The sequence below is a fragment of the Pseudomonas sp. MOIL14HWK12:I1 genome, assembly GCF_000510705.1.
Classification (GTDB): domain Bacteria; phylum Pseudomonadota; class Gammaproteobacteria; order Pseudomonadales; family Pseudomonadaceae; genus Chryseomonas; species Chryseomonas oryzihabitans.
In genome coordinates this window covers 279,015-301,366 of record NZ_KI783309.1, presented here as the reverse complement: position 1 = coordinate 301,366, position 22,352 = coordinate 279,015, and the positions used below count along the sequence as shown (strand labels likewise).

General features: G+C 65.5%; 21 protein-coding genes. 11 read left to right on the top strand and 10 right to left on the bottom strand.

The genetic code is table 11. The features are described from left to right. The first annotated feature begins 60 nt into the window (after positions 1 to 60). On the top strand, positions 61 to 1,566 hold the full coding sequence (gene rhlB, locus PSEK12I1_RS0122480; RefSeq protein WP_027602993.1) for an ATP-dependent RNA helicase RhlB: 1,506 nt from the start codon (positions 61 to 63) through the stop codon (positions 1,564 to 1,566). 285 nt (positions 1,567 to 1,851) lie between these two features. Here the strand turns inward: rhlB and moaE are convergent, their stop codons facing one another. The 4 genes from moaE to PSEK12I1_RS0122460 all read right to left on the bottom strand — a co-directional run bounded on the left by moaE (position 1,852) and on the right by PSEK12I1_RS0122460 (position 4,515). Further along, positions 1,852 to 2,307: a molybdopterin synthase catalytic subunit MoaE gene (gene moaE / locus PSEK12I1_RS0122475; protein WP_027602992.1), complete on the bottom strand. Its 456-nt coding sequence runs from the start codon at positions 2,305 to 2,307 to the stop codon at positions 1,852 to 1,854. Positions 2,308 to 2,309: 2 nt separating this feature from the next. Then, positions 2,310 to 2,561, bottom strand: a complete 252-nt coding sequence (locus tag PSEK12I1_RS0122470) for a MoaD/ThiS family protein (protein ID WP_007161878.1) — start codon at positions 2,559 to 2,561, stop codon at positions 2,310 to 2,312. Continuing rightward, the gene (gene moaC / locus PSEK12I1_RS0122465; protein WP_027598486.1) at positions 2,558 to 3,037 is read right to left on the bottom strand and encodes a cyclic pyranopterin monophosphate synthase MoaC; all 480 of its coding nucleotides are present in this window, start codon (positions 3,035 to 3,037) and stop codon (positions 2,558 to 2,560) included. The genes PSEK12I1_RS0122470 and moaC overlap by 4 nt, the downstream gene beginning before the upstream one ends. Positions 3,038 to 3,123: 86 nt before the next feature. Then, positions 3,124 to 4,515, bottom strand: coding sequence for a PhoH family protein (locus tag PSEK12I1_RS0122460; RefSeq protein ID WP_027602991.1), 1,392 nt, complete (start codon positions 4,513 to 4,515; stop codon positions 3,124 to 3,126). A gap of 353 nt (positions 4,516 to 4,868) precedes the next feature. On the opposite strand from PSEK12I1_RS0122460, the gene yaaA reads away from it, so the two are divergent. The 5 genes from yaaA to PSEK12I1_RS0122435 all read left to right on the top strand — a co-directional run bounded on the left by yaaA (position 4,869) and on the right by PSEK12I1_RS0122435 (position 11,237). Next, positions 4,869 to 5,648 carry a peroxide stress protein YaaA gene (gene yaaA, locus PSEK12I1_RS0122455; RefSeq protein ID WP_027602990.1) on the top strand — a complete coding sequence of 260 codons (780 nt, stop codon included), beginning with the start codon at positions 4,869 to 4,871 and terminating at the stop codon, positions 5,646 to 5,648. A 396-nt stretch (positions 5,649 to 6,044) separates the two neighbouring features. After that, a complete protein-coding gene (locus tag PSEK12I1_RS0122450; RefSeq protein WP_027598484.1) occupies positions 6,045 to 7,505 on the top strand; it encodes a mannose-1-phosphate guanylyltransferase/mannose-6-phosphate isomerase in 1,461 nt (486 codons plus the stop codon). Positions 7,506 to 7,621: 116 nt separating this feature from the next. Then, entirely contained in the window at positions 7,622 to 8,485 is an 864-nt protein-coding gene (locus PSEK12I1_RS0122445) for a TIGR01459 family HAD-type hydrolase (RefSeq protein WP_037007312.1), read from the top strand. Between the two features lie 27 nt (positions 8,486 to 8,512). Further along, positions 8,513 to 9,487: a D-glycerate dehydrogenase gene (locus tag PSEK12I1_RS0122440; protein WP_027602988.1), complete on the top strand. Its 975-nt coding sequence runs from the start codon at positions 8,513 to 8,515 to the stop codon at positions 9,485 to 9,487. Positions 9,488 to 9,716: 229 nt separating this feature from the next. Further along, on the top strand, positions 9,717 to 11,237 hold the full coding sequence (locus PSEK12I1_RS0122435; protein ID WP_027602987.1) for a fumarate hydratase: 1,521 nt from the start codon (positions 9,717 to 9,719) through the stop codon (positions 11,235 to 11,237). 49 nt (positions 11,238 to 11,286) lie between these two features. Here the strand turns inward: PSEK12I1_RS0122435 and PSEK12I1_RS0122430 are convergent, their stop codons facing one another. Then, positions 11,287 to 12,171: a carbon-nitrogen hydrolase family protein gene (locus PSEK12I1_RS0122430; protein WP_027602986.1), complete on the bottom strand. Its 885-nt coding sequence runs from the start codon at positions 12,169 to 12,171 to the stop codon at positions 11,287 to 11,289. Further along, positions 12,168 to 12,755 (bottom strand): GNAT family N-acetyltransferase, encoded by a 588-nt coding sequence (locus PSEK12I1_RS0122425; RefSeq protein ID WP_027602985.1) that lies wholly within the window; start codon positions 12,753 to 12,755, stop codon positions 12,168 to 12,170. Before PSEK12I1_RS0122425 ends, PSEK12I1_RS0122430 begins: the two co-directional genes overlap by 4 nt. A 105-nt stretch (positions 12,756 to 12,860) precedes the next feature. On the opposite strand from PSEK12I1_RS0122425, the gene PSEK12I1_RS0122420 reads away from it, so the two are divergent. Together PSEK12I1_RS0122420 and PSEK12I1_RS0122415 are read left to right on the top strand one after the other, a co-directional pair. After that, on the top strand, positions 12,861 to 13,262 hold the full coding sequence (locus PSEK12I1_RS0122420; RefSeq protein WP_027602984.1) for a ketosteroid isomerase-related protein: 402 nt from the start codon (positions 12,861 to 12,863) through the stop codon (positions 13,260 to 13,262). 73 nt (positions 13,263 to 13,335) lie between these two features. Continuing rightward, the gene (locus PSEK12I1_RS0122415) at positions 13,336 to 13,704 is read left to right on the top strand and encodes a putative quinol monooxygenase (protein ID WP_027602983.1); all 369 of its coding nucleotides are present in this window, start codon (positions 13,336 to 13,338) and stop codon (positions 13,702 to 13,704) included. On the opposite strand, the gene PSEK12I1_RS0122410 is transcribed toward PSEK12I1_RS0122415, so the two are convergent. The 4 genes from PSEK12I1_RS0122410 to PSEK12I1_RS0122395 all read right to left on the bottom strand — a co-directional run bounded on the left by PSEK12I1_RS0122410 (position 13,679) and on the right by PSEK12I1_RS0122395 (position 19,492). Continuing rightward, complete coding sequence (locus PSEK12I1_RS0122410) at positions 13,679 to 14,929, bottom strand: acyltransferase (protein ID WP_037007311.1); 1,251 nt, start codon at positions 14,927 to 14,929, stop codon at positions 13,679 to 13,681. The genes PSEK12I1_RS0122415 and PSEK12I1_RS0122410 overlap by 26 nt on opposite strands. Before the next feature lie 148 nt (positions 14,930 to 15,077). Continuing rightward, a complete protein-coding gene (locus PSEK12I1_RS0122405) occupies positions 15,078 to 16,232 on the bottom strand; it encodes a phosphatidylserine/phosphatidylglycerophosphate/cardiolipin synthase family protein (RefSeq protein ID WP_027598478.1) in 1,155 nt (384 codons plus the stop codon). A gap of 174 nt (positions 16,233 to 16,406) precedes the next feature. Further along, positions 16,407 to 18,545 carry a bifunctional diguanylate cyclase/phosphodiesterase gene (locus tag PSEK12I1_RS0122400; protein WP_169853363.1) on the bottom strand — a complete coding sequence of 713 codons (2,139 nt, stop codon included), beginning with the start codon at positions 18,543 to 18,545 and terminating at the stop codon, positions 16,407 to 16,409. Between the two features lie 251 nt (positions 18,546 to 18,796). Next, positions 18,797 to 19,492: an OmpA family protein gene (locus PSEK12I1_RS0122395; RefSeq protein ID WP_007161866.1), complete on the bottom strand. Its 696-nt coding sequence runs from the start codon at positions 19,490 to 19,492 to the stop codon at positions 18,797 to 18,799. 218 nt (positions 19,493 to 19,710) lie between these two features. Here PSEK12I1_RS0122395 and PSEK12I1_RS0122390 point away from each other — a divergent pair, with 218 nt between their 5' ends. Genes PSEK12I1_RS0122390 through PSEK12I1_RS0122380 form a run of 3 tightly spaced genes read left to right on the top strand, consistent with a single transcriptional unit; the run spans position 19,711 to position 22,246 of the window. Then, positions 19,711 to 20,001 carry a helix-turn-helix transcriptional regulator gene (locus PSEK12I1_RS0122390; RefSeq protein ID WP_007161865.1) on the top strand — a complete coding sequence of 97 codons (291 nt, stop codon included), beginning with the start codon at positions 19,711 to 19,713 and terminating at the stop codon, positions 19,999 to 20,001. Positions 20,002 to 20,017: 16 nt separating this feature from the next. Then, positions 20,018 to 21,181, top strand: coding sequence for an MFS transporter (locus tag PSEK12I1_RS0122385; RefSeq protein ID WP_027602981.1), 1,164 nt, complete (start codon positions 20,018 to 20,020; stop codon positions 21,179 to 21,181). Between the two features lie 15 nt (positions 21,182 to 21,196). Further along, complete coding sequence (locus PSEK12I1_RS0122380) at positions 21,197 to 22,246, top strand: alkene reductase (protein WP_007161863.1); 1,050 nt, start codon at positions 21,197 to 21,199, stop codon at positions 22,244 to 22,246. Positions 22,247 to 22,352 lie beyond the last annotated feature (106 nt).

Genomic DNA, 22,352 nt, shown 5'->3' with positions numbered 1-22,352 from the left:
CGGGCACGTAGGTTGCTTTACACTGCGGTCTCATTCCGCTTTCGATGATCGAGACCCTCCGTGCTCAAGGCACTCAAAAAATTTCTGGGCAAGGATCAGGAGGTCGCTCAGCCGACTCCCTCCCCTGCGCCCCAAGCTACCCCCAGCGTCGCTCCTGCCGCCCCCTCCTCTTCTGCACCCATCGCGCCCGAGCCCCAGGCCGAGCGGGCGCCGCGCAAACCGCGCAACTCAGGCGAATCGCGCAGCCAGGAGCCGCGCGCCCAGACTGAAAAACAGGAACCCCGCGCGCAGGCGGAAAGAGCCGCCAAGCCGCGTCGCGAACGCAGTCCGCGCAAGCCCAAGCCGGTCGACACCTGGAAACTGGAAGACTTCGTGGTCGAGCCGCAGGAAGGCAAGACCCGCTTCCACGACTTCAAGCTGGATCCGCGGCTGATGCACGGCATCCATGACCTCGGCTTTCCCTACTGCACGCCGATTCAGGCGCAGGTGCTGGGCTTCACCCTCAAGGGCAAGGACGCCATCGGTCGCGCCCAGACCGGTACCGGCAAGACCGCCGCCTTCCTGATCTCGACGATCACCCAGTTGCTGACCACCCCGCCGCCCAAGGAAAGGTACATGGGCGAACCGCGGGCACTGATCATCGCGCCGACCCGTGAACTGGTGGTGCAGATCGCCAACGACGCTCTGGACCTGGCCAAGTACACCGGTCTCAACGTCATGAGCTTTGTCGGCGGCATGGACTTCGACAAGCAGCTCAAGCAGCTCGAAGCGCGCTATTGCGACATCCTGGTCGCCACCCCGGGCCGCCTGCTGGACTTCAACCAGCGCGGCGAGGTGCACCTGGACATGGTCGAGGTGATGGTGCTGGACGAGGCCGATCGCATGCTGGACATGGGCTTCATTCCCCAGGTTCGCCAGATCATCCGCCAGACGCCGCCCAAGAGCGAACGCCAGACCCTGCTGTTCTCCGCCACCTTCACCGACGACGTGATGAACCTGGCGCGGCAGTGGACCACCGATCCGGCCATCGTCGAGATCGAGCCGGAAAACGTGGCCAGCGATACCGTCGAGCAGCACGTCTATGCGGTCTCTTCCAGCGACAAATACAAGCTGCTCTACAACCTGGTGGCCCAGAACAACTGGGAGCGGGTGATGGTGTTCGCCAACCGGCGTGACGAGGTACGCCGCATCGAGGAACGCCTGACCAAGGACGGCATCAGCGCCGCCCAGATGTCCGGCGACGTGCCCCAGCACAAGCGCATCAAGACCCTGGAAGGCTTCCGCGCCGGCAAGATCCGCGTGCTGGTGGCCACCGACGTGGCCGGTCGCGGCATTCACGTCGACGGCATCAGCCACGTGATCAACTTCACCCTGCCGGAAGATCCGGACGACTACGTGCACCGCATCGGCCGTACCGGTCGGGCTGGCGCCAGCGGCACCTCGATCAGCTTCGCCGGCGAGGACGACGCCTTCGCCCTGCCGCCCATCGAGACCCTACTGGGTCGCAAGATCTCCTGCGAAATGCCCCCGGCCGAGTTGCTCAAGTCGGTGCCGCGGCAGCGCTGAGGCAGACGCGTTGGAACGCCACTCTAAGTGGCCTACCAACGCGACCGCTTGCTGAACCTCTCTTACCGTGGCCATGGCGGTCCGCCGATGCGGCCGCTCCTACACCTGTATCGCGCCTCTGTAGGAGCGGCCCATGGCCGCGATAAGTGTTAGCGCTGCGCACGCGCGGTGATTGCCAGCCGCTGGAAGCCACCTGTCGTAGGGTGGATGACGGCGTAGCCTCATCCACCGCCAGCCTTGAAGCAGCAGGTGGAAAACGCTTACGCGGCTTTCCACCCTACCCCATCACTCTTTCGTCCAACGCCCCGCGGCATCCTGGTCGCTGGCGCGACCCTCCACCCAGCGCGGGCCTTCGGCCGTATCTTCCTTCTTCCAGAAGGGTGCGCGGGTCTTGAGATAGTCCATCACGAAATTGCAGGCGTCGAAGGCGGCCTGGCGATGGGCGCTGGCGGTGCCGACGAAGACGATGGGCTCGCCCGGTTCCAGGCGACCGACGCGATGCAGGATATCGACCCCGAGCAGCGGCCAGCGCTGTTTCGCCTCTTCGACGATGCGCGCCAGGGCCTTTTCGGTCATGCCGGGAAAGTGTTCGAGGAACAGGCCGCCGACGTCGCGCCCGTCGTTGAAATCCCGCACGTACCCCACGAAACCCACCACGGCACCGATACCGGTGTTGGCGGCATGCAGGGCATTGAGTTCCTGGCCGGGATCGAAGGCCGCGGCCTGCACACGAATGGCCATGGCTAACCTCCGGTCACGGTGGGAAAGAAGGCGACCTCGTCGCCATCGCGCAGCGGCTCGGCCAGGCCACAGAGTTCTTCGTTGCGCGCGCACATCAGCCCCCGCTCACCCAGGGTCTCGGCCCAGCTGCCGCCGCGCTGGACCAGGTGCTCGCGCAGGTCACCAACGGTGGCCAGCTCAGGCGCCCAGGCCAGGCTGTCCTCGGCGCGGCCCAGCATTTCGCGATAGCGGGCGAAGAATTGCACGCGGATCATGCCGGTTGCTCCTCGGCGCGGAAATGACCGCTCTTGCCGCCACTCTTTTCCAGCAGGCGCACCGCCTCGATGGTCATGCCCCGATCGACCGCCTTGCACATGTCGTAAAGAGTTAGGGCCGCGACGCTGGCGGCGGTCAGGGCTTCCATTTCCACCCCGGTCTGGCCGGACAGCTTGCAGGTGGCGGTGATCCGCACCCCATCGGGCGCTTCGGCGGCCAGTTGGACCTTGACGCCGGTCAGCATCAGCGGATGGCAGAGCGGGATGAGGTCGGCGGTCTTCTTGGCCGCCTGGATGCCGGCGATACGGGCCACGGCGAAGACATCGCCCTTGGGATGGCCACCGCTCTGGATCAGATCGAGGGTTTCCGGACGCATGCGCACCCGGGCTTCGGCGGTGGCTTCACGGAAGGTCACCTGCTTGTCGGTGACATCGACCATGTTGGCACGGCCTTGGGAATCGAGATGGGTCAGCACGGCATGACTCCTGGAAAAGACCTGCCATTGTAGACCCGCGGTTGGGGATTTGATCCCCGCCCGTGGCCGGACGGGGATCGGGGGAGTTACAGGTGGGCCTCGGCGTATTCGGCGAGGACGGAACGGGGCACGCCCTGCAGGGTGATGTGCACCCCGTGGTTGAAGCCCTTGAAGCGCTCGGAAAGATAGGTGAGGCCCGAGCTGGTGGCCGAGAGGTAGGGCGTGTCGATCTGCGCCAGGTTACCCAGGCAGATCACCTTGGAGCCGCTGCCGGCACGGGTGATGATGGTCTTCATCTGGTGCGGGGTGAGGTTCTGGCATTCGTCGATGAGGATCAGACTCTGCTGGAAACTGCGGCCGCGGATGTAGTTCAGCGACTTGAACTGCAGCGGTACCTTGCTGAGGATGTAGTCCACGCTGCCGTGGGGGTTGTGGTCATCCATGTGCAGGGCTTCGAGGTTGTCGGTGATGGCGCCCAGCCAGGGCTCCATCTTCTCGGCCTCGGTGCCGGGCAGGAAGCCGATGTCCTCGTCCAGGCCCTGGACGCTGCGGGTGGCGATGATCCGCCGGTATCTCTTGGTGACCATGGTCTGTTCGATGGCCGCGGCCAGCGCCAGGATGGTCTTGCCGGAACCCGCCGCGCCGGTCAGGTTGACCAGGTGAATATCCGGCTCCAGCAGGGCGAACAGCGCCAGCGCCTGATAGATGTCGCGTGGCTTGAGGCCCCAGGCTTCCTGGTGCATCAGCGGTTCCTGGTGCATGTCGAGCAGGATGACCTCGCCATTGCGCACCGCCTTGACCCACCCGACGAAGCCCTGCTCGTCGAGCACGAAGTCGTTGACGTTGAAGGGCGGCATCTCGGCCGCCAGCTGCACCCGGTGCCAGACCCGGCCCAACTCCTGCCGGCTTTCCACCTTGCTCACGTTGTCCCAGAAGGACCCCGGCAGATTGTGATAACCCTGGGACAGCAGGGAGACGTCGTCGAGCAACTGGTCGGTCTGGTAGTCCTCGGCGGCGATGCCGCAGCCCCGCGCCTTGAGGCGCATGTTGATGTCCTTGGTCACCAGCACCACCCGCTCCTGGGGATGCTGGGTACGCAATTCGACGAGCTGGTTGATGATGCGGTTGTCGTTGATGTCGTCGGGCAGACAGGCCATGGGCCCGGCGCGACGCCCCATGAGGATGGACAGCCGCCCCTTGGCCTCGCCCTTGCCGCGGGGGATGGGTACGCCCCGCTCGACGTCCTCGGGCGAGGATTCGGCGAGGACGCTGTCGATCAGGCGGATCGCCTGCCGGCATTCGGCGGCAACGTTGTGCTTGCCGGTCTTGAGCTTGTCGAGTTCCTCCAGGACCGTCATGGGAATGGCGACGTGGTGCTCCTCGAAATTGAGCAGCGCGTTGGGGTCGTGGATCAGTACGTTGGTGTCGAGCACATAGAGGGTGGGCTGGGTGGGGCGGGAACGTCCGTGATCATCCATACTCGGTCACCTCGTAGAAACGCTTGACTCGCAAGCCTGTCGACGGAGCGCCAGACGACGCTCCGCTGCGAAAGGTGCCGTCGCTCCAGCAACGGGTTCACGGACCGGCCAACATGAGGGCACGGGACCCGAGAGATGCGACGGACACTTCGGTAATATCGCAAAAGGTCTGAGGCACAAAGGCTTTTTTTGGCGGTAAGCGGTTTTTTTCGCGGACCGGTATTTCCTGCTGCCTGGCCTGGCAACCTCGCCCCGGGAGCGTGGTCAATACCTATCGATCCCATCGGCAAGGTCCACTGGAGCCCAGCGGCGGAGGCTTCTAGAATGACGCCTCGCCAAGAGGAGCCAAGCCGATGCTGATGGTGATTTCACCCGCCAAGACGCTGGACTACAGCACGCCGCCGAGCACGTCCCGCCATACCCTGCCGCAATACCTGGAGCACTCCCGTGAGCTGATCGACGGACTCCGGCAGCTCGCGCCGGCGGAGGTCGCCGCGCTCATGGGGGTGTCCGACAAGATCGCTACCCTGAATGTCGCCCGCTTCGGCAGCTGGACCCCGGACTTCACACCGGAGAATGCCAAGCAGGCGCTACTGGCCTTCAAGGGCGACGTCTACACCGGCCTGGCCGCCGAAGACTTCCAGGAAGAGGATTTCGACTTCGCCCAGCGCCACCTGCGCATGCTTTCCGGACTCTATGGCCTGTTGCGGCCGCTGGACCTGATGCAACCCTATCGCCTGGAGATGGGCACCAAGTTCGCCAACGCACGCGGCAAGGACCTCTACGCCTTCTGGGGCGAGCGTATCAGCGACTGGCTCAAGGCGGATCTTGCGGCTCAGGGTGACGATGTCCTGCTGAATCTGGCCTCGAACGAGTATTTCAGTGCGGTACGCCGCGCGCGCCTGCAGGCCCGGGTCGTGGACGTGGAGTTTCGTGATCTCAAGAATGGCGACTACAAGATCATCAGCTTCTATGCCAAGAAGGCCCGCGGCCTCATGGCGCGGCACGTGATCAAGCAGCGCGTCACTGCGGTGGACGACCTGCGCGACTTCGACGACCAGGGTTATCGCTATTCGAGCGAGCGATCCGGCCCAGACAAGCTGGTATTCTTGCGAGATAAACCTCTTGAATAGCCAGATAATCGACGGATGGCAACGAAGGATGTCTGCTTTGCCTTCAAACTGGTTAAGCAGTCACAATGAGCAGGATGAGTCCGTGAAAGACTGTCATCTCCCTCCAATAAAAAAGGTTTCAGCCCCGTAGCGGAGACGTTTCAGGCGCGAAAAGTTGCCGGACATCTCAAAACCGCTGCCTTTCCGGAAAAAGGAAAATTCGCTGAGAACCACTTTCGTTTGATTCTGTCTTTGTCTGGTCCTTGCCCTGGGTCATGCTGGCCAAAGGCAATCAGTCCGCACGTTCAATTTGTACCGGTCGACCTGTCGGCCGGTTGATCTTTCGAAGCATGGACGCTTCGTCCCGACCTCAGGGACAGCGGCCACAAATCAGCAGACGCTGAAGGAGTAACGCCCATGATTCCCGTCATCCTGTCCGGTGGTAGCGGCTCGCGACTCTGGCCCCTCTCGCGCAAGCTCTACCCCAAGCAGTTCCTGGCACTGACCAGCGAACAGACCATGTTCCAGGAGACCATCAATCGCCTGGGCTGCGAGGGCAGCATCGATTGCCCCATCATCGTCTGCAACGCCGAACACCGTTACCTGGTGGAAGAGCAGCTCAAGGCCGTCGAGTGCAAGCCGCAGGCGCTGATCATGGAGCCCTTCGGTCGCAACACCGCGCCGGCCGTGGCCATCGCCGCCATGCAACTGGTCGCTGACGGCAAGGACGACCTGATGCTGGTGCTGCCCGCCGATCACGTGATCGAGGACGAAGCCGAATTCAAGGCCGCCCTGCAACAGGCCGCCGCCGCCGCCGAGCGTGGCGAGATGGTGCTGTTCGGTATCCCGGCCACCGCGCCCGAAACCGGCTACGGCTACATCAAGACCGGCTCCAACGACGGTCTGCCCCAGGGCGTGTCCCGCGTCGAGCGCTTCGTCGAGAAGCCCGATGCCGTCACCGCCACCGAATACGTGGCTTCCGGCGACTACTGCTGGAACAGCGGCATCTTCCTGTTCCGCGCCAGCCGTTTCCTGGAAGAGCTGAAGAAGCACGACACCGACATCTATGACACCTGCCTGCTGGCGCTGGAGCGCAGCAGCATCGACGGCATCAACATCAGCATCGATGCCGCCACCTTCGCCGTCTGCCCGGACAACTCCATCGACTACGCGGTGATGGAAAAGACCACCCGCGCCTGCGTGGTGCCCATGAGCGCCGGCTGGAACGACGTCGGTTCCTGGTCCGCGCTGTGGGACGTGCATGCCAAGGACAACAACGGCAACGTCATCAAGGGCGACGTCGTCCTGCATGACAGCCGCAACTGCCTGGTGCACGGCAACGGCAAGCTGGTGACCCTGGTCGGTCTGGACGACGTGGTCGTGGTGGAAACCAAGGACGCCGTCATGATCGCCCACAAGGACAAGGTCCAGGACGTCAAGAAGCTGGTCAACACCCTCGAGAAGCAGAACCGCAACGAGGTCAAGGCCCACCAGGAAGTCTTCCGTCCCTGGGGTTCCTACGACTCCATCGACATGGGCCAGCGTTTCCAGGTCAAGCGCATCACCGTCAAGCCGGGCGCCCAGCTGTCGCTGCAGATGCACCACCACCGTGCCGAGCACTGGATCGTGGTCTCGGGTACCGCCGAGGTCACCTGTGACGACAAGGTTTTCCTGCTGACCGAAAACCAGTCCACCTACCTGCCGATGACCTCCGTGCACCGCCTGGCCAACCCCGGCAAGGTACCGCTGGAGCTGATCGAAGTGCAGTCCGGTGGCTATCTGGGCGAGGACGACATCGTCCGCTTCGAAGACATCTATGGCCGCGTCGACACCCAGGCCCTGGAAGTCGCCAAGGCAGGCAAGGCGTCGACCCGCTAAGCCTCGCTGTACGGCAATGAACAGACACCGGCTCCGGCCGGTGTCTGCGTTTTCGGCAGCCGCTCGGCAAAACCGGTTAGGCTTGTCGTTTCCCCTTTCGCCATCGGATCCGCCGCATGACCGCTCCCACCCTGCTCCGCCTCGATCAACTGGACGAGGCCCTGGCCGCCTACGACGGCTTCATCCTCGACCTCTGGGGCGTGCTGATCGACGGCTACGAAACCTTTCCCGGCGCTCGCGCCTGGCTGGAGCGCCGCGCCGCCGAAGGCAAGCCGGTGTGGTTCCTCAGCAATGCCTCACGCGATGCGGACGGCATGGTCGAAGAACTGGGCAAGCTGGGCGTGCCGAGCGAGCTCTTCGCCGGCATCACCACCTCGGGTCAGTTGGCCATCGATGCCTTTCAGCAGGACCCGACCTTCAGCGAAGGCGGGATCTATCTCTCCGGTCCTGGCACCGGTCAGGCGGGCTGGCCCGCGGAAATCCGCGCGCGCTTCGTCGAGGACATCGAGCAGGCAGCCATCATCCTGGGCGTCGGCAGCTTTCCGGAAGACGAACTGGAGGCGCGCTTCGCGCCCCTGGCCACGGCGCTGGACAAGCCTTTTCTCTGCGCCAATCCGGATCGCAACGTGGTATCCGGGGGTCTACCCTTCTATGCAGCCGGCAAGCTGGCCGATCGCTTCGCTGCTTTAGGTGGCGCGGTCACCTGGTATGGCAAGCCCGATCCCTATGCCTTCCATTGCGCGGCAGGCGCCCTGGCCGAGCGTGGCGCCAAGCGTCTGCTGTTCGTGGGCGACTCGCTGGTGACCGATGTACCCGGCGCGGTGGCGGCGGGCATCGACTGCCTCTGGCTGGCGGCCACCGGCATCCACCGCGAGACCCTCGGTCTGGACTTCAACCAGGAGCCAACCCGCGAAGGTCTCACCGCCTTGCTGGAGCAGCATCCCGCGCTGCCGCGTTTCGCGGCCGCCGGTCTCGCCTGACCCCTTTTCCCACACGCCGAGGTATCGATGAGCAAGAAGCACGTAGTGGTCTTCAACCGCCTGCCCGAAACGCTGGTGGAACGTTTGCGCGAACATTTCTCCGTCGAGGTGATTCCCGCCAGTGCCAACATCGACCTGTTCGCCGCTTCCGCAGCCAAGGCCCAGGGCCTGATCGGCGCCAGTCGCAAGCTGGGCGAGAAGGAGCTGGAAATGGCCACGACCCTGGAAGCCATCGCCAGCGTCTCGGTCGGCTACGACAGCTATGACGTGGACTACCTCACCGAACGCGGCATCCTGCTCACCAATACCCCGGACGTGCTCACCGATACCACCGCCGACCTCGGCTTCACCCTGCTGGTCAGCGCCGCCCGGCGGGTGCCGGAGCTGGACGCCTTCGTCAAGGCCGGACACTGGCGCAAGGGTATCGGCGAAGAACACTTCGGCACCGACATCCATGGCCGTACGCTGGGCATCGTCGGCGCCGGTCGCATCGGCGCGGCCATCGCCAAGCGTGGCCACTTCGGCTTCGACATGCCGATCCTCTATACCGCCAACAGCGCCAAGCCCGAGCTGGAAGAGCAGATGGGGGCCCAGCGCCGCGAGCTGGACGAGTTGCTCAAGGAAGCCGACTTCGTCTGCCTGGTGGTGCCCCTGTCGACCGCCACCGAAGGCCTCATCGGCGCCCGTGAACTGGGGCTGATGAAGTCCAGCGCCATCCTGATCAACCTGGCGCGCGGCCCGGTCATCGACGAGCCGGCGCTGATCGAGGCGCTGCGTCAGGGCCAGATCCGCGGCGCCGGCCTGGACGTCTATACCCGCGAGCCGCTGGAAGCCTCGCCGCTGTTCGAACTGCCCAACGTGGTCACCTTGCCGCACATTGGCTCGGCCACCCATGAGACCCGCTACGCCATGGCCGAACGCGCAGTGAACAACCTGATCGCAGCCCTCACCGGTGAGCGTCCGACCGACCTGGTCAATCCGGCGGCGCTGGATCGCCGCTAGGCGCTGATCGCCCACCGTCGACCCAGGTGGCGTGCCGTCCGGGCGCTTAAAGGCTATACTGCCGCGCCGCTCTCGGGTCGGCCGCCCTGGCCGGGTGGGCCTCTCTCAGTGTGTCAGGCCACCCCTCCGATCGGGCTCCTTCGCGGCCCGGTCCGTGCGACCCGAATTGCGCGCCCGTCTCGCCACCGCTGTGGCCGAGACGCAAGAAACCGCCAAGAGGAGCGCGTACATGACCGTGATCAAGCAGGATGACCTGATCCAGAGCGTTGCCGACGCCCTGCAGTTCATCTCCTATTACCACCCCGTCGATTTCATCCAGGCCATGCACGAGGCCTATCTGCGCGAAGAATCCGCCGCCGCGCGCGATTCCATCGCCCAGATCCTGATCAACTCGCGGATGTGCGCCACCGGCCACCGGCCGATCTGCCAGGACACCGGCATCGTCACCGTCTTCGCCAAGGTCGGCATGGACGTGCGCTGGGACGGCGCCACCCTGAGCCTGGACGAGATGATCAACGAAGGCGTGCGTCGCGCCTACAACCTGCCGGAAAACGTCCTGCGCGCCTCGATCCTGGCCGACCCGGCCGGTGCCCGCAAGAACACCAAGGACAACACCCCGGCGGTGATCCACTACCAGATCGTTCCCGGCAACACCGTGGAGATCGACGTCGCGGCCAAGGGCGGCGGCTCCGAGAACAAGTCGAAGATGGCCATGCTCAACCCGTCCGACTCCATCGTCGACTGGGTGCTCAAGACCGTGCCGACCATGGGCGCCGGCTGGTGCCCGCCGGGCATGCTGGGCATCGGCATCGGCGGGACCGCCGAGAAGGCCGCGGTGCTGGCCAAGGAATCGCTGATGGACGAGATCGACATCCATGAGCTGAAGGCCCGCGGTCCGCAGAATCGCCTGGAAGAGCTGCGCCTGGAGATCTTCGACAAGGTCAACCAACTGGGCATCGGTGCCCAGGGCCTGGGCGGCCTGACCACGGTACTGGACGTCAAGATCAAGGACTACCCGACCCACGCCGCCTCCCTGCCGGTGTGCATGATCCCCAACTGCGCCGCCACCCGTCACGCCCACTTCGTGCTCGACGGCTCCGGCCCCGCCAGCCTGGAAGCCCCGCCGCTGGACGCCTATCCGGAAATCGTCTGGGAAGCCGGTCCGAGTGCCCGTCGGGTCAACCTGGACACCCTGACCCCGGAAGAGGTGCAGAGCTGGCAGCCGGGCGAGACCGTGCTGCTCAACGGCAAGATGCTGACCGGTCGCGATGCCGCCCACAAGCGCATGGTCGACATGCTCAACAAGGGCGAGCCGCTGCCGGTGGACCTCAAGGGCCGCTTCATCTACTACGTCGGCCCGGTCGATCCGGTGGGCGACGAGGTGGTCGGCCCGGCCGGTCCCACCACGGCGACCCGCATGGACAAGTTCACCCGCCAGATCCTCGACCAGACCGGTCTGCTGGGCATGATCGGCAAGTCCGAGCGCGGCCCCATCGCCATCGAGGCGATCAAGGACCACAAGGCCGTCTACCTGATGGCCGTCGGCGGCGCCGCCTACCTGGTGGCCCAGGCCATCAAGGGCGCTCAGGTCCTGGCCTTCCCGGAACTGGGGATGGAAGCCATCTATGAGTTCGAGGTGAAGGACATGCCGGTGACCGTGGCCGTGGACACCCGTGGCGAGTCGGTGCACATCACCGGTCCGCAGGTGTGGCAGAAGAAGATCGCCGACAGCCTGGCCGTCGAGATCTAAGCGCCCGTCGCGACAGAAAAGCCCAGCCTCAGTGCTGGGCTTTTTTCATTCAGTGACCGGACTCTAGTACCTGCCACTGCGCCGGCCAGTCACGGCGGATGAATACCTGACCATGGGTCCGCACCCGCCGTACCTCGTCCAGATCGACCTCGGCATGGAGCCAGTGGCTGAATTCAGGACAGAGGGCGTCGCTCTGGGCGATCACCCCGTCGGCCGGCATGCCCCGATCCGGCGGGACGAAGAGCCCGGCCCGGCCGACGTTCTCGTCCAGTGCGGGCGACCAGGGCGCCAACCCCACTGTCGGCGCCTGCAGCACCGCGAGCTGGTTTTCCAACGCTCGCGCCTGGACCCCCACCCGTACCCGGTGGAAGCCGGCGACGGTATCGGTACAGCTCGGCACCAGGATCAGATCCACTCCCGCCTCGGCCAGGTGCCGGGCCAGGAGCGGGAATTCACTGTCGTAGCAGATCAGGATGCCGAGGCGGCCCAAGGCCGTATCGAAGACGCGCAAGCCTTCGCGGCCGCCCACGATATTCCATTCCTCCCGCTCGAAGCGGGTCATCATCAGCTTGTCCTGATGGCCCAGGCAGCCTTCGGGACCGAACAGCCAGGCCCGGTTGCGGTACCGACCACCGTCATCGAGCACGGGAAGCGAACCGGGTTGCAGATAGAGCTGCAGCCGGCGCGCCAGGCCCTCGCAGAGGTCGCGCCAGGCGGGCAGCAATGGCTGGATACCGGCGATGGAGCCGTGCAAATCGCTGCGCTCGGCGGGCGGCAGTTGGCCGCTGAGCACCAGCCCGGCGTATTCGGGCAGCAACAGGAGCTGGCTACCCTCGGCGGCGGCCTCCTCGCAGAGTTCGGTCAGGTGCGCGGCATAGGCGTCCCAGGTCTCCAGCAATTCGATGGCGTATTGGCAAGCGGCCAGGCGGATCATGGCAATTCCTTGAGCCAGAAGGTCATGGGTTTGGGCGACTCGGCGACCTCGTCGAGATCCTGCCACAGGTAGTGGGTGGTAAATTCCGGATGCTCGGCGAAGCCCTGGCTGTGCCAGAGGCCGTGCAAGGGTCGATAGCCCGGCGGACGGCGCGGATGGTCGTCCGGGCGTTGTACGGCGCAGAAGGCGCACCAGGTGAAACACCCCAGCTGTCGTGCCCGCGCCTCCCGCTCGGTGAAGAAGCGCCGTCCGAGCCCCCGCCCCCGGTAGGTCGGCAGCAACAGGGATTCACCAAAATAGTAGATTCGCTCCACCGGCCAACCGCCCGCGCGGAAGGGCTGCTGGAATTCCACGGTTTCGTCCGCCAGTGGCAGGGCGGTAGCCGCCCCCACCACCCGTCCGCCGTCGCGGACCAGCACGCAGAGGCTGTCCGGAGCGGCGGCATAGGTCTGCAGATAGCGCACCTCGTAATCCAGCGTACCGTCGTAGAGATAGGGGTATTCGCGAAAGACAGCGATGCGCAGCTTCGCCAGCTCGGGAATCAGCGGGGTGATGGCAGCGCCGTGGATGAGTTGGATGTCCATGGACTCTTCTGGTTAAGCAGGAGACGTGAATGGCTATGTCGGGATCGTCCAGGCACCCTACCATGCGCCGGCAATCGCATCTTTTCGCCAACGACAGGAGTTGCCATGACCACGACCGACCTCATCGATGCCTATTACGCCGCCTTCAACGCCGGTGACATGGATATCTTCCTGGAGCTGCTCACCGAGGATGTGGTCCATGACATCAATCAGGGGGAGCGCCAGGTAGGCAAGGCCGCCTTTGCCGCCTTCATGGCCCACATGAATCGCTGCTATCGCGAGCGGCTGACCGACCTAGTGGTGATGGCCGAGCCCAGTGGCCGGCGGGCGGCCGCCGAATTCATCATCCACGGTGAATACCTGGTCACCGATGAGGGTCTGCCCGAGGCCAGGGGTCAGACCTACGAGCTGCCGGTGGGCGCCTTCTTCGAGATCCGCGACGGCAAGGTGGCGCGGGTGACCAACTACTACAACCTGAACGACTGGATCGCCCAGGTCGGCGCCTGACGTCCGTCAGCCGGCGGGAGCACTGCCGATCGGCCGAGGTCGCATGCAGACCATCCCCGACCCCGGAGCCCCCATGCCCACTCTTCCCAGCGATTCCGTCTGCAGCGTGGCCCCCGTCTTCGCCGTCCAGCCCGATCAGCTCGAAGCCTTCAAGCGCCTGGGCGAGGCCATGCTGGAGCGCACCCGCAACGAACCCGGCTGCCTCTACTACGGCTTCTGTTATGACGGCACCACGGCGCGTTGCCGCGAAGGCTATCGCGATGCCCAGGCGCTGCTGGCGCACCTGGACAACGTCGGCGATCTGCTGGAGCAGGCCCAGGCCATCGCCACCCTGGAGCGCTTCGAGGTATTCGGTGCGGCCGATCAGCTGGAGCAGCTGCGCGAGCCGCTGGCGGTCCTGAACGCCCGTTTCTTCGTCATGGCCGCAGGCTTCCGCCGCTAGCCTGGGGCGGCTGCTGCGGCGGCGCCAGGCGCGGCAGCAGCACCGCGAGGATGCGCTTGCGGGTCGGCACCACCAGCCGCTCCTGGAACAGCACGCAGAGCACCACCACCGCCAGCAGGAACAGCCAGTACCACTCGATGGAGTTGGTATAGGCCCCGGCGGCGGCGATGCAGACCTCGCGATCGCCACTGAGGCAGGCCTTTAGATTGCCGCCGATCAGCTGTTCCAGGGTCATGTAGATCCCCGACAGGGGCACGTGCAGGGCGAACATCGACAGCGACGCACCGCCGAGTCGTGGCGACCAGTGGCGGATGCGTTCGCTGGCCGGCTCCTGCGCCAGCGCGGCCAGATAGACCAGGATCAGCTGCGACGGCAGGAACAGCCCGTTGTGGAACAGGAAGTACCAGAACTTGGGTCCATGGGTGAACAGCGCCGTGCCCAGAGCGAAACTCAGGATCAGGTAGCTCGCCAGCAGCAGCCGCTGCCGCTCCGAGGGTATCCAGCCCCGCGCGTGCTGGCGGCGGAAGATGGCGTACAGCAGGATGCCGGCGAGAAACTCCGGTAGCCGGAACAGCGGCACGCGCTGCAGCAGGCCGGTAAAGGGCATGCCGTAGTTCTGGTGCAGGATCACCAGCAGCGGCGGAATCAGATAGAGCACCCAGACCAGCAGCAACAGCTGCCAGGGGCGCTCGCTGGTCATCAGCCGGGGGGCCAGCTTGGGAAAGGTCAGGTAGAAGAAGAACAGCGCCGAGATCGACCAGAGCGGTGCGTTGAAGGTCAGGTAGTAGGGATTCCAGGCCTGCAGCATGAACAGCTGCAGCACGGCATTGAAGGCCAGCTCCGCGTTGGTCATGAAGTGCTGGAACAGCTCGGGGTTGGTCCGGGCCAGGGGCTCGTTGGTGTCGAACACCACGAAGCGGATGCTCGCCGTGGCGGCGCCCGGCGGAATGCCCAGACTGCCGATCCAGGTCACCACCGCCATCGCCAGCAGCAGGGCGAAGATGTGGATCGGATAGAGGTTGGCGAAACGCTTGACCCAGAAACTGCGCGCCGGCTCGCGCAGGCTGCCGCGGCCGCAATAGACGTGGGCGAGCAGAAAGCCGGAGAGCACGAAGAAGGTACTGGTGGCGAAGAAGCCCATGCTGGTGATCTCGTCCAGCAGGGGGATGGTCTTGCGCTCGGGATAGAAATGGATGGTGTGGTAGACGACCACATAGAAACCCATCAGGAACCTGAGCCACTCCAGACCGATGAAGCGGTGTTTATCTAAAGTCTGCACTAAGGCGTTACTCGTCTGGCCTCGTCCGCGGGACGATGGGTCCGGCCTACAGCGCCGGATCGGTTATGTTACCCGCACCTGACACCCGGGGCTGCTAACCGCGCCCCAGTACACCGATCACCAAGCGATCCAGCGAACCCCAGAGCCACTCGCGTGCGCGCCGCCACCAGGGCCGACTGCGCCAGAATTCCAGGGTGATCTCGCGACTCTGAGCGAAATCCTTGACGAAGCTGGCCGCCACCGCCTGACTCAGGCCGCGATCCACCGCCTCGACATTGGCCTCCAGGTTGAACCTCAGATTCCAGTGATCGAAATTGCAGGAGCCGACGCTGACCCAGTTGTCCACCAGCACCATCTTGGCGTGGATGAATCGCGGCTGGTATTCGTAGATGCGCACACCGGCGCGCAACAGGCTGCGGTAGTAGCGCTGCCCGGCGAAACGCACCGGTGGATTGTCGGTGTGCCGACCGGTAAGCAGCAGCCGCACGTCGGCGCCACGCCGCGCGGCCCGTCGCAAGGCCCAGCGCACGCGCCAAGTCGGGAGGAAATAGGGGGTGGCGAACCAGATGCGTTCGCGGCCGCCCACCAAGGCGCGAATCAGCGCCTGCAGGATGTCGCGGTGCTGACGGGCATCGGCATAGGCGACCCGGCCCTGCCCTTCCTGGGCGGCGGGTGGCGGCGGTGGCCGCTCGCGACCCCGCCGCGGGCGTGGCTTCCAGGCGCGGCGGCGACCCACCGCTTCCCATTGCCGTTCGAACAGCGCCAGCCAGTCCTCCACCAGGGGTCCCTGGATGCGTACCATCACCTCGTGCCAGTTGCAGTCGCTCTTGGCCGGATCCCAGAAGTCATCGGTCGCGCCGCTGCCACCGACGAAGGCCTCCTCGCCGTCGATGATGAAGATCTTGCGATGGTCGCGGTGCAGGTTGTGCAAGCCGTGACCGAAGCGCACGGGGTTGAAGATGCGTAGCTCGGCGCCCGCCTCTTCCAGCTGGCGGCGCAAGCCGGCGTCCATGCGCAGGGTGCCGAAGCCATCGAACAGGCAACGCACCGCGACGCCGCGTCGGGCCGCTTCGGTCAGGGCCACGAGCAACTGCTCGGAGCAACTGCCGGCTTCCACCAGATAGAGTTCGACATCGATCCGGCGACTGGCGCCAGCGATGGATTCGAGCATGGCCGGAAAGAACCGACCGCCGTCCACCAGCAATTCGAACCTGTTATTTTCCCGCCATGGAAAGACGGCGCCCCGCATGCTTCCTACTCCGTGCCTGTGGCCATTGCATAAGAAGGCGCGGACGGGGGTTCGTTCAGTGGCAGGCGTGGTTTGGCTGGCCAGGGGAGCACCGCCGGCTCTGGCGCGGCGCCTGCTCGACGGCCTGCGCCGATGGACGGAGGGGCCTGCCCCTGGAGCAGGCCGTCAGCACGCCTAGAGCGTGGGCTCGGGGCGTCGGGCGGTCCAGTCCACCTGCTGGGGAAAGCGACCGGTCACCTCGGCGCTCAGCGGCCGGGAGACCAGGAAGCCCTGCATGATCTCGCAGCCGTGCTCGATCAGCCAGTCGCGCTGCTCCAGGGTCTCCACCCCTTCGGCGATGACCTCCAGATCCAGGTTGCGGCCCAGTTCGAGGATGGTGCTGACGATGGCGGCGTCGCGGGAGGAATCCAGCATGTTGGCGATGAACAGCTGATCGATCTTGAGGGTGTCGAGTTCGAAGTGGCGCAGATAGGCCAGCGAGGAATAGCCGGTGCCGAAGTCGTCCACCGCGATGCGCACGCCGAGGGCGCGCAGTTGCGACAGCTGGGCGCGGGTGTAGTCGATGTCGTGCATGAGCGCCGACTCGGTCACCTCGATTTCCAGCTGCTCGGGTCGCAGCCCGTGGGTCTCGATGATCTGGCGCAGGCTTTCCGCCAGCTGCGGCATGCCGAACTGCACCGGGCTGAGGTTGATGCTCAGCAGCAGCTCGTCGCCATAGATCTCCTGCAGGGACTGCAGCTTGGTCGCGCCTTCGCGGAAGATCCAGTCGCCGATGCGATTGATCAGCCGGGTTTCTTCCAACAGCGGGATGAAGACGCTCGGCGAGACCTTGCCGGCCACCGTGTGCTCCCAGCGCAGCAACGCCTCGAAGCCGCGGAGACGGCCGTCGCGCAGATAGACCTGCGGCTGGTAGGCGAGCACGAAGTCCTTGTTGTCGATGGCGTTGCGCACGCTTTCTTCGAGCATCAACCGGGAACGGGCGCGGCCGTTCATGTCCGGCGAGAAGAAGCGGTACTGCTGGCGCCCGCCGCGCTTGGCCTCGTACATGGCGATGTCGGCGGATCTCAGCAGGCCGTCCACGGTATGGCCGCAGTCGGGATAGCTGGCGATGCCGATGCTGGCGCCCAGGCTGACTTCCATGCCGTCGATGCGATGCACCGTGGCCAGCAGCTCCAGCAGCTTCTCGGCCACGCGGGCAGCGTCCTCCGGATGCTCCAGGGAATCGAGCAGCGCGGTGAATTCGTCACCGCCCATGCGCGCCAGGATGTCGTAGGGCCGCATGCAGCTCTTGAGCTGCTCGGCGACGATGCACAGCACCCGATCCCCGGCTTCGTGACCGAGGGAATCGTTGATGCGCTTGAAGCCGTCGAGATCGATGTAGAGCACCGCCATGCGCTTGCCGTTGCGGCCGCTGCGCGCCAGCGCCGCTTCCAGCGTCTGGTTGAAGCCGCGGCGATTGAGCAGACCGGTCAGGGCATCGGTGACGGCCTGGGATTCCAGCTGGTCCTGCAGCTCGCGCATGCGCGACATGTCCAGGGCGATGATGACCATGGCCCGCTGCATGCGCGGCAGCGGCGCGCAGGACAGCGCCACCGGCAGGCTGTCGCCACGATTGGTGCGCAGGCGGGCATCGTGCAGGCGATAGGTCTCGCGGCGGTCGTAGTGCTCCATGAAGGGCGAGGTCTGCCAGTCGTCGAGACCGCTGCCGCCTTCGAGGAAGTCGAGGAAATTGGCGTGCACCAGGTCGCTGACGCTGCATCTCAGCATGCGGGCGATGGCGGCGTTGGCGAAGGTCACCCGACCCTGTTCGTTGACGGTAAGGATGCCTTCGGCGGCATTGTCGAGCAGCGAATCGCTGAAGGACTTGGCCAGTTCCAGCTGCTGGGTGGCCTGCAGCAATTCGCGGCGATTACGCTCGTGATCGAGCAGCGAGCGCACCTTGTGCCTGAGGATATTGGGATCGACCGGCTTGAGCAGATAGTCGACCGCGCCGGTGGCATAGCCCCGCAGGACCGATTCGTAGGAGTGGGCTTCGGCGGAGACGAAGATGATCGGGGTGAAGCGGGTGCGCAGGTTGCTGCGCATGATGCGCGCCACCTCGAAGCCGTCCATGATCGGCATCTGGACGTCGAGCAGCACCAGATCCACGGTTTCGTCCAGCAGGTATTGCAGGGCACGCTCACCCGAAGCGGCCGTGATCACCCGCCAGTTTCCGACCTCCAGTACCGCCTGCATGGCGAGCAGGTTCTCCAGGCGGTCGTCGACCACCAGCAACACCGGACCTTGCTCTGTCTGCGGCAACGGGCACTCCATCAAGCCTCTTCTCCCCGCGGCCTCTGCCGCCGTGCAGCAGCCATGCGCGGCTGGCTACCTCTTCCCGTCGTGACCGTTATGCGACGCGTCGCTCTCAACCCTACTAGGGTAGCAGCCGGACAGGGGTCTGCCGCCTGCCGATTGGCAGGCGGGACCCTTCGCGACGTCTATCAGAGCGCAAAATGAAAAAGCAGTTTCCGCCAGGCTGCCCGAAGGCGCGGAAACTGCCGGTCGCCGGCGACGAGCGGTCGCTACTGGGCGGGGGTGCCGGTGGCTCCGGGCAGGGGGCGCAGATTGACTTCGACGCGGCGATTCTGCGCGCGGCCATCGGCGGTGGCGTTGCTGGCGATGGGGGCATCGGGACCGGCGCCCCGGGTGCTCAGGCGCGCCGCGGGTACGCCCTGGGCGGTCAGGTAGCCGGCAACGTTCTGCGCCCGGCGCTGGGACAGCTCGACGTTGTGGGCACGGCTGCCGGTGCTGTCGGTGTAGCCGACGATCTCGATGCTGTTCTGATCGAATTGCTTGAAGGAATTGGCCAGGTCGTTCAGCGGCTTGTAGAAGCTGTTGGCGATATCGGCGGAATCGGTGGCGAAGGTGATGTTGCCGGGCATGATCAGCTTGATGTCGTCGCCCTGGCGCTGCACCTCGACGCCGGTGTTTTCCATCTGCCGGCGCAACTCGGCTTCCTGGCGATCGGCGTAATAGCCGTAACCGGCGGCGGCCGCACCCACGGCGGCGGCGCCGATCAGCGCACCCTTGCCGCGGTGGTTGTGATCGATGGCGGCACCGGCAACGGCACCGGCCAGGGCACCCAGGCCACCGTACTTGGCGGTCTTGGAGGTACCACCGCTGGCCTGACCCTGGTTTTCGTAGGGATTGGGGGATGCGCATCCGGCCAGGGTGGCCAGGGCCAGGCTGGCGAGAAGGATACGGGTGGGCAGCGCCATGTCTTTGCTCCTTGGAAATCCATTGCGGCGAATGGGGCCGCACCCGGCAATTCTAGCCGCGTGATCTGAATCGCAACTGAACGAAGCGGCGCTCGCGGACACTTATCGCGATAGTGAGCCTCTAAGTCCGCGATAGGCAGAATCGAAGATAGATAGCTTGCATATCGATTTTTCGCGATCTAAGGTTCGTTACAACCCAATATGACGATGCGACCGTGATGGACGAGATCCTCAAAGCCCTGGCCAATCCCCTGCGCCGCCAGATCCTCGGCTGGCTGCGCGATCCCCGGCAGTATTTCCCGCACCAGGAACACGACCTGGGTACGGGCGTCTGTGCCGGACAGATCGAAGCCCGTGCCGGACTCTCGCAGTCCACGGTCTCGGCGCACCTGGCGGTGTTGACCCGGGCTGGCCTGGTCACCACGCGGCGCATCGGCCAATGGGTGTTCTACCAACGCGACGAGGCCGCCATCCAGGCCTTTCTGCAACGTCTCGCCCGCGAACTCTAGTCTGCAAGGAATCCTGATGCCCGCTTCTCTCATCGTGCTGGCGCTGAGCGCTTTCGCCATCGGCACCACCGAATTCGTCATCATGGGGCTGCTGCCCAACGTCGCCGCCGATCTCGGCGTATCCATTCCCAGCGCCGGCTGGCTGGTCACTGGCTATGCCCTGGGCGTGGCCGTCGGCGCGCCCTTCATGGCACTGGCCACCGCCCACTGGCCGCGCAAGCGTGCCCTGCTCGCGCTGATGGGTATCTTCATCGTCGGCAACCTGCTCTGCGCTATTGCCAGCGGCTACAACATGCTGATGCTGGCGCGGGTGGTCACCGCCCTCTGCCATGGCGCCTTCTTCGGTATCGGCGCGGTCGTGGCGGCGAGCCTGGTCCCGGAGAACCGCCGCGCCTCGGCGGTGGCCCTGATGTTCACCGGTCTGACCCTGGCCAATGTGCTGGGCGTGCCCCTGGGTACCGCCCTCGGCCAGGCCGCCGGCTGGCGCTCGACCTTCTGGGCGGTGGTGGCGATCGGCGTGGTCGCCCTGATCGGTCTCTGGCGGGTGCTGCCGGCCGACCGCAACCAGCCACGCGCCGACCTGCGCCGGGAATTGCTCGCCTTGCGCGGCTTGGGCTTCTGGCTGGCGCTGTCGATGACGGTGTTCTTCGCCGCCTCCATGTTCGCCCTCTTCACCTATGTGGCGCCGCTGCTGCAGGAGGTAACCGGCGTCTCGCCGCGTGGCGTCACCGGTACCCTGCTGCTGATCGGTCTGGGCCTGACCCTGGGCAACTTCATCGGCGGTCGACTGGCCGACTGGCGCCTGGCCACCAGCCTGGTGGGCATCTTTGTCGCCCTGGCCCTGACCTCCGCCGCCCTGCGCTGGACCGGCCATGCCTTCCTGCCCGCCGAGATCACCCTCTTCCTCTGGGCCGCGGCCGCCTTCGCCGCCGTGCCGGCCCTACAGATCAACGTGGTCACCTTCGGCAAGGACGCGCCGAATCTGGTCTCGACCCTCAACATAGGCGCCTTCAACGTGGGCAATGCCCTCGGCGCCTGGGTCGGTGGCCTGGTGATCGACCACGGCCTGGGTCTTACCGCGGTACCCCTCGCCGCCAGCGGGCTCGCCCTGCTGGCCCTTATCGCCACCCTGCTGACCGCCAGCCAGGCCCGCAAGAGCGGCCTGGCGACCGCCAGCTAATCAAGAGAGCTAGCCATGACTCAGCTGTTCGACCCGATCAAGATCGGCGCCCTGGAACTGCCCAACCGCGTCATCATGGCGCCCCTCACCCGCTGCCGCGCCGAACCGGGCCGGGTCCCGGGCGACCTGATGGTCGAGTACTACGTGCAACGCGCATCCGCCGGCCTGATCATCACCGAGGCCACCTCGGTGGACCCTATGGGCGTGGGCTATCCCGACACCCCCGGCATCTGGTCCGACGAGCAGGTGGCCGGCTGGCAGCGCGTCACCACCGCCGTGCACAAGGCTGGTGGCCGCATCGTGCTGCAACTCTGGCACGTGGGCCGCATCTCCGACCCCAGCTATCTCGACGGCGAACTGCCGGTGGCGCCGAGCGCCATCGCCGCCCAGGGCCACGTTAGCCTGCTGCGCCCCAAGCGTGACTATGTCACCCCGCGGGCGCTAGAAACCGCCGAGATCCCCGGCATCGTCGCTGCCTACCGGCATGGCGCCGAGAACGCCAAGCGCGCCGGCTTCGATGGCGTCGAGGTCCACGGGGCCAATGGCTATCTGCTCGACCAGTTCCTGCAGAGCGACACCAACCAGCGCACCGACAACTACGGCGGCTCCATCGAGAATCGCGCTCGGCTGCTGCTGGAAGTGACCGATGCCTGCATCGACGTCTGGGGCGCCGATCGCGTCGGCGTGCACCTGTCCACCCGTGGCGACATGCACACCATGGGCGACAACGACCCTGCCGCCACCTTTGGCCATGTCGCCCGCGAGCTCGGCCAGCGCCAGGTCGCTTTCATCTGCATCCGCGAAGCGGCCGGCAGCGACAGCCTCGGCCCGGACCTCAAGGCGGCCTTCGGTGGCGTCTACATCGCCAACGAGAAATTCGACAAGGCCAAGGCCAATGCCTGGCTGGACGAAGGCAAGGCCGATGCCGTGGCCTTTGGCGTGCCCTTCATCGCCAACCCGGACCTGCCGCAACGCCTGGAACAGGACGCCGCGCTGAACGAGCCGCACCCGGACACCTTCTACAGCAAGGGCCCGGTCGGCTACATCGACTATCCGCGGCTGTAGGTTTTTCCGTGGATAAAAAAGCCCGCCGGTTGGCGGGCTTTTTTTGTGCCGATATCGCGGCCATGGCGGTCCGCCGATGCGGCCGCTCCTACAGGTGTTCGGTGCC